General features: G+C 59.2%; 9 protein-coding genes and 1 riboswitch. Of the genes, 4 read left to right on the top strand and 5 right to left on the bottom strand.

All coding sequences use genetic code 11. The features are described 5' to 3' along the window. Positions 1–113: 113 nt before the first annotated feature. Genes ACV8MC_RS00285 through ACV8MC_RS00265 form a run of 5 tightly spaced genes read right to left on the bottom strand, consistent with a single transcriptional unit; the run spans position 114 to position 4,192 of the window. Positions 114–755, bottom strand: coding sequence for an urea amidolyase associated protein UAAP2 (locus ACV8MC_RS00285; protein ID WP_125917748.1), 642 nt, complete (start codon positions 753–755; stop codon positions 114–116). 11 nt (positions 756–766) lie between these two features. Continuing rightward, positions 767–1,492 (bottom strand): urea amidolyase associated protein UAAP1, encoded by a 726-nt coding sequence (locus ACV8MC_RS00280; RefSeq protein WP_252868939.1) that lies wholly within the window; start codon positions 1,490–1,492, stop codon positions 767–769. A 13-nt stretch (positions 1,493–1,505) separates the two neighbouring features. Further along, on the bottom strand, positions 1,506–2,294 hold the full coding sequence (locus tag ACV8MC_RS00275) for an ABC transporter ATP-binding protein (protein WP_252883328.1): 789 nt from the start codon (positions 2,292–2,294) through the stop codon (positions 1,506–1,508). Further along, positions 2,291–3,106 carry an ABC transporter permease gene (locus tag ACV8MC_RS00270; protein WP_423663902.1) on the bottom strand — a complete coding sequence of 272 codons (816 nt, stop codon included), beginning with the start codon at positions 3,104–3,106 and terminating at the stop codon, positions 2,291–2,293. Before ACV8MC_RS00270 ends, ACV8MC_RS00275 begins: the two co-directional genes overlap by 4 nt. Positions 3,107–3,124: 18 nt before the next feature. Next, a complete protein-coding gene (locus ACV8MC_RS00265; protein ID WP_095180593.1) occupies positions 3,125–4,192 on the bottom strand; it encodes a putative urea ABC transporter substrate-binding protein in 1,068 nt (355 codons plus the stop codon). A 63-nt stretch (positions 4,193–4,255) separates the two neighbouring features. Next, positions 4,256–4,356, bottom strand: a riboswitch (guanidine-I (ykkC/yxkD leader). Positions 4,357–4,705: 349 nt separating this feature from the next. Here ACV8MC_RS00265 and ACV8MC_RS00260 point away from each other — a divergent pair. The 4 genes from ACV8MC_RS00260 to ACV8MC_RS00245 all read left to right on the top strand — a co-directional run bounded on the left by ACV8MC_RS00260 (position 4,706) and on the right by ACV8MC_RS00245 (position 12,942). Continuing rightward, the gene (locus ACV8MC_RS00260) at positions 4,706–5,110 is read left to right on the top strand and encodes a hypothetical protein (RefSeq protein ID WP_039760873.1); all 405 of its coding nucleotides are present in this window, start codon (positions 4,706–4,708) and stop codon (positions 5,108–5,110) included. 137 nt (positions 5,111–5,247) lie between these two features. Beyond that, positions 5,248–6,552, top strand: coding sequence for a glycosyltransferase family 4 protein (locus ACV8MC_RS00255; protein ID WP_457264092.1), 1,305 nt, complete (start codon positions 5,248–5,250; stop codon positions 6,550–6,552). 1 nt (position 6,553) lies between these two features. Further along, positions 6,554–7,408 carry a hypothetical protein gene (locus ACV8MC_RS00250; protein WP_457264091.1) on the top strand — a complete coding sequence of 285 codons (855 nt, stop codon included), beginning with the start codon at positions 6,554–6,556 and terminating at the stop codon, positions 7,406–7,408. A gap of 2 nt (positions 7,409–7,410) precedes the next feature. Beyond that, positions 7,411–12,942: a calcium-binding protein gene (locus tag ACV8MC_RS00245; protein WP_457264089.1), complete on the top strand. Its 5,532-nt coding sequence runs from the start codon at positions 7,411–7,413 to the stop codon at positions 12,940–12,942. The last annotated feature ends 11 nt before the right edge of the window (positions 12,943–12,953 follow it).

Genomic DNA, 12,953 nt, shown 5'->3' with positions numbered 1-12,953 from the left:
CATTCGCGAGCAGGCTCGCTCCCACAGGGTTCAGGGTTGTCTGGTGGATTTCAGGCACTGCCCGGAACGCGCCTGGCACAGGGCAAAAAGCCAACGGCGTAAACGGCTGATGGTCAGTTCCATACGAGCAACTCCGCCGGGGTCGGGTTGTAGGCATTGCACGGGTTGTTCAACTGCGGGCAGTTGGAAATCAGCACGATCACGTCCATCTCGGCGCGCAAGTCGACATACTTGCCCGGCGCCGAAATACCGTCCTCGAAAGTCAGCCCGCCGTCCGCCGTCACTGGCACGTTCATGAAAAAATTGATGTTCGGCCCGATGTCACCTTTGCTCAATCGGCCGTCGTGGGCGCAGGCGCGCAGGTAGTTGTCGCGGCAGCTGTGCATGTAGCGTTTTTCCAGGGCGTAGCGCACGGTGTTGCTCTCTTGCGCGCAGGCGCCGCCGAGGGTGTCGTGGCGCCCGCAAGTGTCGGCAACGATGGTCAGCATCGGCTGGCCGAGGTTGGAATACAGCACGCTGCCGGTGCTCAGGTAGACGCTGTTCTGCCTACGCAAGGTGCGTTGCACGTCGTAGCGTTCCTTCGGGTTGGCGAGGCTGTAAAACAAAGTGTCGACGGCCTGATTGCCTTCCAGATCAAGGATGCGCAGGGTCTGCCCGGCCTTGACTTCCATCAGCCAGGGCTCGCCGGCGGGAATGGTGGCGCGGTAGATCGCGCTGTCGGCTTGCTTGTGCGAAGTGGCAATTGCGAGTGACATGGCAGCGATCCTCAGGCGAACAAACGGTCGGTGTTGATAAAGCCGCGCTCGTTTTCCGGGCGCGAAGTGCGGCAGTGTTCGGCGACGCTGGCGTCGGCGTTCATCCAGCTCAGCTTCAAGGGTTTCGGGGCGTATTCGGGTGACGGGTCCATCGGATGTTGCAGGGCGGTGAGCACCACCAGGGTGTCCATCGGCGCGTACAACTCGATGTAGTCACCTGCCTTCGAATTGCCCTCGACGAAGTGGAAACGCCCGGCCTCATCGACGTTCACGCGGCTGAACAGATTCAGGGTCATCAGCAGGTCGGACAGGCCCAGGCCCCACTTGCCGAGTTCCACCAGCAGGTTGTCGGTGCCGTTGCGAAAGAAGCCGTTGCGCAGTTCCTGGTAGCGGCCCTGGCCGTACTTTTCGGCGACTTCCTGTGCGCAAAGCACACCGCCGAGGCTGTCGCTCCAGCCGCAGGTGTCGGCGGTGATCGCGGCGAGTACGCGGCCCATGTCCGAGTACAGGCAGTGGCCGGCAGTGAGCTTGGCGGTGTGTTGGCATTTGAGGCTGTCGGGCAGGTTCAGCCGCTCGGTTTTTTCATTGGCATTAAGCAAGGTCAGGCTGGCATTGGCGCCACCGCGCAGGTCGGTCAGGCGCAGTAACTGGCCGCGCTTGAGCACGAACGAACGGTGGCCGCCGCCCGGCAGCAGCTCTTCAGCGAAGGGTGGGAAGAGTTGGATTGAATCAGTCATTGCAGCAGTCCTCTCAAGCAGTGCGAAGGGTGCCCGCCAGCGGCAGCGGCAGGGCCTCGACGGCGGCGCGCTGGGCGCGGCGGTCGCTGTTCAACGGGATGTCGTAAGTGATGCGGGCGCCATAGGCGCCGGGGGCGTGCGGGTCGAGGCGCACCTTGTCGAACACCAGCAGACGCGTGCCGAGGCTGAAGCCCTCGGACAGGTCGTGGGTGACCATGAACACCGTCAGTTGCGTCTCGCGCCACAGCTCCAGCAGCAGCGCGTGCATGTCTTTGCGAATGCCCGGGTCGAGTGCGCCGAAGGGCTCGTCGAGCAGCAACACGCGCGGCTTCATGATCAGCGCCTGGGCGATGGCCAAGCGTTGCTGCATGCCGCCGGACAGCTGCGCCGGGTACTTGTCCAGCGCATGGCCGAGGCCGACTTTGCTCAGCAGTGCTGCCGCCTGTTCGCGCGCCTCGCGTTTGGCGTTGCCGAACAGCCGGCCGAGCACGGGCGCGCGCGGCAATTCGAGACCGAGGGCGACGTTGTCGAGCACGCTCAGATGCGGGAACACCGAGTAGCGCTGAAAGACCACGCCACGGCTGGCATCCGGCTCGCTGGCCAAGGGCTGGCCGTCGAGCAGAATCTCCCCGCGACTGGCGCTTTCCTGGCCGAGCAGCAGGCGCAGGAAGGTCGATTTGCCGCAACCGGAGGCGCCGACCAAGGTGCAGAACTCGCCCTCGTTGACGCTCAGGTTCAAGCCTTCCAGCACCACTTGATCGGCGTACTGCTGCCAGACGTTTTTTACTGTGATGAAGCTCATTTCGCCGCTCCCTCATACCAAGGGAAAGCGCGCTGGGTCAGCTGTTTCAGGCCCCAGTCCATCAGCCAGGCGAGCAGGGTGATCCACACCACGTAGGGCAGGATCACGTCCATGGCGAGGTAGCGCCGCACCAGAAAGATCCGGTAGCCGAGGCCATCGGTGGAAGCGATCGCTTCGGCGGCAATCAGGAACAGCCATGCCGAACCGAGCATCAAACGCAGCGAGATCAGCAAGCGCGGCAACAGCTGCGGCAAGACCACGCGCAGCATCAGCGTCCAGGTCGAGGCGCCCAGGGTCTGCGCCTTGATCAGCAGTTCGACCGGAATGTCGCGGGCACGCTGTTCCAGATCCCGGGCCAGCGCCGGGGTGATGCCGATGACGATCAGCATGACTTTCGAAAACTCGCCCAGCCCGAAGACGATGAACAGAATCGGCAGGATCGCCAGCGGCGGCACCATCGACAGCACCGTCAGCAGCGGCGACAACGGCGCGCCGAACAGCGGCAGGGTGCCCGCCGCTATACCGAGGCAAAGACCTGCCAGCGCCGCGATGCCGAGGCCGATGGCCAAGCGCCGCAGACTCGACGCAGTGTCTTGCCACAACAGGTATTCGCCGGTGCGGCTGTCGGCGTTGAAGGCCAGGCGTTTTACCGCGTCGCTCATCTGCACGGCGCTGGGCAGCAGTTTGTCGTTGGGGTTGTCCGCCAGGCGCTCGGCCGAGCCTGTGAAGTAGGCGAACAGCACGAGCGCGAACGGCAGGATCACCAATAACAGGCGACTCGGGCGATCGGGGTGGCGATTGATCAGGCGCATGGCCAAATCCTCCGTGGCTTACAGCTTGGCGTCGGCGGCCATCTGCACGTAGGTCGGATCGAAGCGCAGCTTGAGATTGGCGGTGTCGCCGCTGGTCACGCCGTTGGCGAAGGACATGCCCACCGCACTCGGGTCTTTCGCGCCTTCGCCGAGCAGGCCGTGCTCGAAGGAGAATTCGGCGACCTTGCGCATGGTGTCCGGCAGTTGTTTGCTGGTGGCGAAATTCAGCGCTTCGCTCGGCGTGGCGAACAGTTTTGTGGTGTCCAGTTGCGCCTGGAAGCCGGCGAGATCAGTTCCCGAGGCCTTGGCCATGTGCTCCAGCGCAGCTTTGCTCGCGGCACTTTTCGCGTTCATCAAAGCGACCACTTCGAACCACGCCCCGGTCAGCGCTTTGCCCAGCGCCGGGTTGTCTTTGAGGGTGGCGCTGTTGACCACCATCATGTCCATGATCTCGCCGGGGATCTGGCTGGAATTGAACACTTCGGTGACGCCGGGTTTGGCTTTGATATCCGAGAGCATCGGGTTCCAGGTGGTCACGGCGTTGACGTCGTCGGTGTTGAACGCGGCGGCAATGTCGGCGTCGGAGGTGTTGACCACTTTCAGGTCTTTCTCGGTCAGGTCCACCGAGTCCAGTGCCCGGGCCAGCAGGTAATGGGAGACCGACAGCTCGACCAGATTGACGTCCATGCCCTTGAGGTCGGCAACTTTCTTGCCTTCACCCTTGAGCACGATGCCGTCGTTGCCGTTGGAGAAATCGCTGACGATCAGCGCGGTGCTGTCGACACCACCGGCAGCCGGAATGGTCAGCGCATCCATGTTGGTCATGGTGCAGCCGTCGAACTGGCCGGCGGTGTACTGGTTGATCGATTCGACGTAGTCGTTGAGCTGCACGACGTCGATCTTGATCCCGTATTTCTTCGCCCATTTGTCGACGATGCCCTGGCTGCCAGCGTATTCCCATGGCATCCAGCCGGCGTAGATCGTCCAGCACACGCTGAAGTGGTCTTTCTGGGCGGCGGAAGATTGCGTGCTGATGAGCGCGGCGAAGGCGGCGGCGAGCAGGGCGGGGAAACGTAGTCGGATCATTGCGGATTCTCCAGTTGATCGAGGGCGGACAGGAAGGCAACGCGGCACCGCGAACGGTGGCTTGTCTCCCGGGCTTTTGTCCCGCCGTGTAACCTCAACTGGAGGTCGCCAACTCTCGGACCAGCCACTCGCGATTGCGAGCCGGAACCCTAGTCAGCCATTGCAAATTGTGGTGCCGCGAACCTGTGATGACTCCTGCACGGGTTTGCTAAAGCGAGAGACGTGCCAAGTCGGGCCGAGGCCTCTGCGGCGGGGATCTGCTGGATTGCCGAGGTGAGCGGGGCGAGCGACAGCGCATCGTGGTGGTGCGTGGTTGCACCGTCATGCAGCGTGTTCAGGGTTCACGGGGCGTTGATTTGCGGATTAACAAGATTTCATGATCACTTGTTTCAACTTGTTGCAGGAACGCACCAGATTCCGAAACCGCTGTCTGATTCTTCGACAGTCACGCAATTGCTGACGGTCGCCTGCCAGCGTCGCTGGTGTGGCCAACCCGCGGTCCAGGAGGCCGCCATGTATCGCCGAATCGTACTGCTTGCCGTGATGCTTTTTTCCCTTGGCGGATGCGTTCCTTATTCCTATGGAGACAGCTACTACAGGTCAGAGGTCTACACATCACCCGCACCGGCCTATTACAGCGGTGGCGGCTCCTATTACCGCAGCGGCGGCACCTATTACACCCAGCCGCGCTACTACCAGCCAGCGCCGCGTTACTACCAGCAACCGCGTTATTACCAGGCGCCGCGGCACTACCAACCGGCCCCGCGTTACTACGAAAGCCGTCGCTGGCACGGCAATGATCGCGGACGCTGGGACGGCCACCGTCGCGGCGGTTGGGACAATGACCACCGCGGTCGCGGCAACTACGATCGCCACAGCGGTCGTCGTGACTACAACGGCCGTGGCAACCGCTGGTAACTGACCGCAAATAAAAAAGCGGCGCATGATGCGCCGCTTTTTTTTGCCCGTCGAAAAGTCCTTTCGTTGGCCATCTCCTAAGACAATCCCGGAAGCGTCCTACAGTTTCATTTCGTGGCGTTTGTTAGCGTTCGTGGATGCCGAACGAGGCGAGCAATCCTCAGCTCGATAGCGGCGAAAAATGGACGTTCAGCGCTATGAGGCTACTGGTTATTCACCAAAATTTTCCCGGTCAGTTCCGTCATGTGGTGCTGGCAGCGCTGGAGCGCGGTGATGAGGTTGTGGCGATAGGTCGGGACACGGCACCGGGCGTCGCCGGGGTGGAAATCCATCGATATCGAGCGACGGGGCGAGCGCCCGGCAATATTCACCCGTATCTGATCCGCTACGAACAAGCGGTGATCGACGGGCAGAAAGTTTTTGAAATCCTGGGCAGGCTGAAACGTTCGGGCTATCTGCCAGACGTGATTCTTGCTCATCCCGGATGGGGAGAGACGCTGTTTGCCAAGGACGTCTATGCCGATACGCCGCTGATTCACTATTGCGAGTATTACTATCGAGCGCAGGGCGCCGATTGCGGGTTCGACCCTGAATTCCGCCGAGCCGCAAGGGAGTCGTCACGGCTGCGGGTGCTCAACTCGCTGCATCTGTTGAATCTTCAACAATGCGATATCGCAATCGCGCCTACGCAGTGGCAGCGCAGCCTGTTTCCGGCCGCTTACCGGTCGGCGATTCGGGTCATTCACGAAGGTGTGATTCAAAATTCTGACCTGGCGAAAGTCGGGGCAGTCAGACTGCCCAATGGAATCGAGCTCAAAGCCGGACAGCCGATCGTTACCTATGTCGCCAGAAACCTTGAGCCTTATCGCGGCTTTCACAGTTTCATGCGAGCTATCCCGCTTATTCAGGCCGAGTGCCCCGACGCGCAGATCATCGTGGTTGGCGGTGACGGTGTCAGTTATGGGAGTAAGCCGGTCGGGTACCCGGATTGGCGCAGCAGGATGGAGGCGGAGGTCAGTTTCGATCACTCCAGAGTGCATTTCACAGGGAAACTTCCTTACCAGACTTATCGAGCGGTTCTGCGGTGTTCGAAAGTTCATGTCTATTTGACGTATCCGTTTGTCTTGTCCTGGTCGTTACTGGAGGCGATGGCGTCCGGTTGTGTGGTTGTTGCGTCGGATACGGCTCCGGTAAGGGAAGTCATTGTCGAGGGGGCGAATGGCATATTGGTGGATTTCTTCGACCATCAAGAAATTGCCAGAAGTGTAAGCAAGGTTTTGAAGTCGGCAGGTGAGTACGGTGGTCTTGCCAGCGCCGCGAAGTTGACGGCAGGTCGGTTCAGTGTGGAATCGGGCGTGAGCCAATATTTTGAGGTTTTTGCAAGCGCGATATCCGGGCATAGCGACATACCAACCGTTCCGCAGTTTGAGCGGGAGGTTTGAAATGTCCAGGAAGTCGCGTAAGCAGGCGATCAAGTGGTTTAAAAGTTTGTTGAAGTATGGATTGTTCTTTTATGTCTGTTACTGCGTAGCGGAATTTTATATTCGCAAAGAACAAACTGCCGAGTCGGCGGCTATTCACCAGGCAAACGAGAAAGCTTGCCAGAACAAGCTGGCGAGCATGCAGCAAGTGCCGATATTAGGCGGCGCCTATATAGATAAGACGCTAGTCCCTGAGTTTTATGTAGGCATGCCTGAAATGGTGAACAAGAAAGCGTGTCTGGCGATTGCTCTGAAGGGGCTTTTCTGGTGGACCGGGACGGGGCTGCACCGGTACCAGGATCAGCGCGCAGAGTCGATCCCCAAAAGTTGGCGGCTCTATAAATTGAACGCCGGACTTTTTACCAGGAAAGAAACCACCGAACCCCATGAGCGGGGTTATCGGCACGTCAACTGGCCGGATGAGTTGATTGTGAAACTAAAGAATTATCCGGGGCTGGAGATTTGGCTCGATGCACCTCCACCGCATTTCAAGAATCAAGATTCGGTTAGAACGTTTGTCATTACTGGCTGGCCGCGGCGAGATGGAACCCCTCGGTTGATCAACTGTGACGGCTTGATTCGCCCGGCTTCGGAGGAAAAGCTGACTGACGAGAAACTGGCAAGGTTCAGCAGAACTGAATTGGAAAATCTTGATTTCGGCAAACTGAATTTCTTCTGCGCTATCAATCTGGATAACTTCGACTTCGCTGGTGGGCACGGTGGCGTAAAACTCGGATTAGCGTCATTACGCGAAGCACCTGAGATGCTCAAGTATCTCAGTGGTTATCTTTCACGGGCGGTTATTACAAGGAAGTAACAATGAGTTATGTTTTTAGCGACATGGAAAAATCAGAGATTTTCAACGCGGCTAATATTTGCAAAGGAATGAGGCTGAGCTCAAAACAAATTCAGTACGATGCGCTGAAAATAGCAGGGGCAAGCTGCGCCCCCCTGTACCAAAAGCTGTTCGATATTATTGGTGAGAAAGTTTCTGACGTTGTAGCTGCCGATAAAGAGGCTGGAGAAGTGCTGAAAAGCGCCAGACTCTGGCTTGCCGTGGCCATTGATGCCAACGGTGGAAACGGTGCCTACTCTGCCCTGATTCGTGGTTACACCTCCCGCCAGGGTGAACTCAGACTGAATACAATTTTCAGTGAAGACCTGATGCAGCTTTCATCCAACCAGGTTGCCGTCAATTTCATCAATACCCTGATCAACGGATCCCTTGCCGGTCAACTGGCACCCTGGACCGTTCCGTCAATCAGCCAGATCGCAGAAATCGACGCCAGCGCGATTGGCGAGGCGCTGTTCAAGGAGGTTTGCGGGGAGGACGACACCGCCGTGAAACGTAACTCCGGTTGGTCTGGAACAGTCGGATTCAGCCTGTTGGGCGGTAAACCTCCCTATGAAACGTGGAGACTGATCTCTGCGGGCGACCCGGATGCGGAAGATGGCGGCCCACCCATCCAGGCAAAACCCAACCGGCTCGACGACTATAAAAACATTCTCTTCGCCATCGACGCCTACAGCGTCGGCCTGCGAGCGGCGATCAGCAATTTCGGCATCAATCCACTGCAAAGTCTGCTCTCGGTCGTACCCGAGCAAATCAATATCGCGCTGGCCAGTGGCAGTGTGAATCCGCTGATTCAGCATGTAGTCAAAGGCACACCTGTTGCCGCCGTGGTCGAGCTGATCTTGCGCTACGGCCAGAACGAATTTCTCGACATGTTCAAGCGCACTTACGACGGCGATTCTGCTGCCATACCCACTACCAACGACACCTTCGCCAGCAACGCTTACGCCTTCTTCTCGGCATTCTCCCCAGAGCAGTCGCAAAGCATCGTCACCCGAACAATAGGCGAGTTCGGCAATGCCAATGCATGGGCGAAACTGGCAGCCGAGGCGACGCCGCTCGGTCTGGCGTTGCGCAACTCTTTGCAGCAACTCAGTGAAGTCGTCATAGAGCGAGCCGACGGTTATCCCGACCGCAACCTCGAGCTTTACGATCCGCACACTGGCGAAGGCTTTATCACCGCGCAGTGGCTGGCGGATCGTGCGCAGATGCTCGCTCGTTTGATTGCCCGAACCCAAGGCTCGTTTGGAGAACACTCGCTGCAGCAGTTTTCCTACTCCGATCTCGCCTCCGGCAAACAGGCGCCGATGACCACCGGCGTGTTGAACCCGCTGGCCATGTTCGGTGACAACGGAGGGCGATCTTTCGCCGGTGGCGCCAATGCCGATCATCTGTATGGCGGCGTGGGCAATGACTCCATCGATGGGATTGCCGGTCACGATGTTATTGAAGGTGGTCGCGGCAATGACTCGCTAACCGGAGGTGACGGCAATGATGTGTTGTACGGGATGGCCGGTGATGATGTTCTGATCGGAGGAAAGGGGAACGATTCCTTGATCGGGGGCGAAGGCAACGACCGTTATGAATTCGCCAGCGGCGATGGCCTCGACGAGATTCTTGATGCCAACGCCGATGGGCAACTGTGGATCAATGGCGCACCGATTCCCGCACTCAAACGCCGCGCGCCTCTGAGCAATATCTGGTCTACCGAGGATCGGTCCATCACCCTGGCGCTTGTTGAAAACACCCTCAACATCAAATACGGCCAGGGCTATCTGGTGGTGATCAAAAACTTCCAGCCCGGGATGCTTGGCATCCGCCTCCCTGAATACGAGGGGCAGCCGCTCACTGCTGCGGATTTGACGCTTCAGGGCGACTGGAAAGCCAAAGACGCCGATCCCACTGTCCCCGGCGATCAGCCCTCCTTTGATGAGCTGGGCAACGTGGTGCTGCTGCCCAAGGTCAAACAGCGCAACAAGGCCGACGTACTTTACGGTTCCGCCGCAGACGATGTCATTCTCGGCCTGGGCGGTTCTGATCGATTGTTTGGCAAGGCTGGAGACGATCGGTTATTCGGCGACAAGCAGACGACAATCGAAAAGGCCATGGCCGACGGTGACGCCAAGGGCAAGGCGAATCGCGGAGACTGGCTCGACGGCGGGCAAGGTGACGATTTGCTTATCGGTACGGCATCCCGAGATGTTCTGCTCGGTGGCAATGACCGGGATACCTTGATCGGCGGTGCTGGCGACGATGTGTTATCCGGAGACGAAACCACCGGTGCGCTGGAACAAGGTTGGTCGGTTAAGCGCGCTGCCGTCACGATTGCTCGCGGTGTGACCAGTCACCGAGCGGTCTATTCAAAGGCCTCGATAAACAGTGCGCCCGAAGGCGGTAGTGACGTGCTGTATGGGCAGGGCGGCAAGGACATTATCAACGGCGGCTGGGGAGAGGACCTGCTTGACGGCGGAGCTGACGACGATTTTCTCAAAGGCGATCAAGGTAACGACACCCTGGCCGGTGGCAGCGGCAACGACGTGATGCTTGGTGACAACCTCGATTGGGGCGGTGGCCTGCCCAGCAGACACCATGGCAACGATGTGCTGGACGGCGGCAGTGGTGATGATTCACTCGGCGGTAACGGTGGCAGCGACGCTTTGTATGGCGGCCCTGGCAACGACATTTTGCAGGGTGATGACGGCGTACTGGACGGCGTCGAAGGCGATGCCGCGCATTTTTTTGGCGATGATCTGCTGGACGGTGGCCTCGGCGATGACACGCTCTGGGGCGGCGGTGGCGATGATTTGCTCTTCGGCGGCGAAGGCCATGACGATCTGATCGGCGACAGCCCTGACCATCCGGTTCGTTATCACGGCAACGACTTTCTCGATGGCGGCGCGGGGAATGACACCCTGCGCGGCATGGGTGGCGCGGATACGCTGGTGGGTGGCGCAGGGGCTGATTTCCTCGATGGCGATGTGTCTGACCTGCAACCGGGCGGGAGCAACAACGACGTGCTTCAGGGCGGCGAAGGAAACGATACGTTACAGGGTGGTTTCGGTGCCGACACGCTGTACGGCGGCGCGGGTGACGACATCCTTGCCGGCGATTACGAAAACAGCGCTGAGGCCGAGCAGAATGCCGATTATCTACACGGTGGCTCAGGTAACGACACGTTGCTCGGTGGCGTCGGCAACGACACATTGCTGGGCGGAGAGGGGACGGACTACCTTCGCGGCGATTCTGGCGACAACGTGTTTGATGGCGGTCCAGATGCTGACGTGCTGGATGGCATGGATGGCGCCGACATCTACTATTTCGGCGCTGGCGACGGCCTGGATATCGTCACCGATGCCGGCGGCCGCAACATCATCAGGTTCGGTGCAGGGTTTTCCGCGCAAAGCCTGAAGGCCGACGTTATCGAAGTTACCGTCGGCACGGTTTTGCGACTGGCCAATGGCACGGGCGACGCGATACTCATCAAGAATCACGAGCGGTGGAAGGATTCCACATTCAATTTCAGCGACGGCGTGGTACTTGATTATGCAGATGTCCTGCGCAAAACATTGCCACCGATAGAGACGGCCGAGTCACCCGTACCAGAACCTGTCACCGCCCCGGCAACCCCTGAAAGCAAAGTTGAGGATCCGGTTAAGCCAGACGATTTCACCGCTGCGGCGCAAGGCCCGGTGGCGTCTGTTCAAACGGTCAACTGGACCGATGAGTTCCTCGCGCAAATCAAGTCAAAACGCTCCGCCCGCAGACACGCCACAGGTTTTACCTTGAATGAGCAAGGCGTCTGGGTTCGCAGCCATATCACTACCAGCGACACCGGTTACACCACTCACACGGAGCTGATCGATGGCAGCGTCGAAGCGGGGACACTGTCTGAAACGCCGCCATGGATGAAGGTTGATGCAGGGCACGCCGTGGTCAGTGAAAGGCAGTCGACAACCACAACCCGTGTCGAAAATAAACAGGTGAAATCCGAGGGAGCGACAGCCTCTTCAAGTCAGGCGCTTCGCTATTATCGATCCGGTTCGGCCAACGGGTTTTCATTCAATTCGGGCGACGTATTGGTTGAGGACCGAAAGGAATCCGGCGCGCTTGAAGGCTGGTACGTCTATCCGGCGGCAAGCTTCAGTTCGGCCGGAACGGTGCGCAAGGAATTCCGCTGGGAGGTCGAAAGCACGACGATCAAACGCAAAATCGTCCATGGCTACGATGCCGGCGGGCGGGTCAACGTCGAAGTGGAAAACGTTTTCCACGGCGGCGCGGGAGACGATCTGATCGTCGCTTATGCAGGCTCCCCACTTGACTACGGCACTGTCGGCGACAGAACACCGGGCGCGTTTTTATCCGCAGGTGCAGGTGACGATACCTTGCTGGGCGCCGAGGGCGCCGACTATCTGGTCAGCGGGGCAGGGGATGACTGGCTTTACGGCGAAGGCGGTGCCGACACCTACATCGTGCAAGCGCACGCCGCAGCGACCACCACGATTGCGGATGTGCCGAACCCTGTTTTCCACCGCGCAGAAGTTGGCGCAGCGGAGTGGAAAGACGAGTACGGATTGATCGATGAGGACACGGTCGTTCTTCCAGCAGATGCGCAGCGCGATGCACTGCAATTGAGTTGGGGTGCTGCGCTGATAGAGACCACTCATGTCGAGCTGGAATCCAACCCGGGTCGCGGGGCTTACCGCGATCCGCCAAGAGCGAAAATGCTTCATCCGACACTCGATATCCAATGGGGCGGGACACAGAAAGTCCGCATCGTCTTGCCCCACAGCGGTGAACTTGAGGGCGCCGGTATTGAGCTCGTCAAGTTCGCCGATGGGTCGGTCGCAAGTTTGAAGCAGCTCCTGGAATCAAGTCAGCTGGGACCTGCGCCCGAGACTTTTCATACGGGTGTCATCGTCAACCATCCCACCTGTTCAACTTCCTTGCGAGACGGACGAGCGCTGCCACTCGTGGGCGGTCGCGGCAATGACACGATAAGCGGCGCGGGGGAGATCCGAGGGATGCAGGGGGATGACGTGCTCACGGGCAGCCCCGGGGATGATCTGCTGCTGGGTGGGCCGGGCAATGACACGCTGGCCGGCGGCGCGGGAAATGATATCTACCGATACGATGGCCTCGGCAGAGACGTGATCATCAACAACGGAGGCGGCCTGGACGGGATCGATTTTTCCGAGCGCATGCTGACGATCGACAACCTGAAGTTTCACCGTGAGCGTGATGATCTGGTGATCGTGGTCGACTACGGCATGGCACCGAAAATCCGGGTTTCCAGTCATTTTGCCGAAGGTGAAAACGCTATTGGCTTCATAAGAGTCAGCGAAGGAACAGCGACTCAAGACTACAGCGCGACGCAGATTGCCGAGCGCCTGCACCCGCTTCCGCCATTAAGGGATGTCGAGGATATTTTGATAAAGGGCGACGATGAAGCGCAGCGGGCCATGAAGGAATTCATTGAGTTCTACGGACTGAATGTCTGACAAGACGACCG

This window comes from Pseudomonas sp. PK-RTE-24 (assembly GCF_054052265.1).
The sequence above is the reverse complement of the archived record's forward strand: the minus strand, read 5'-3'. Positions and strand labels throughout refer to the sequence as shown.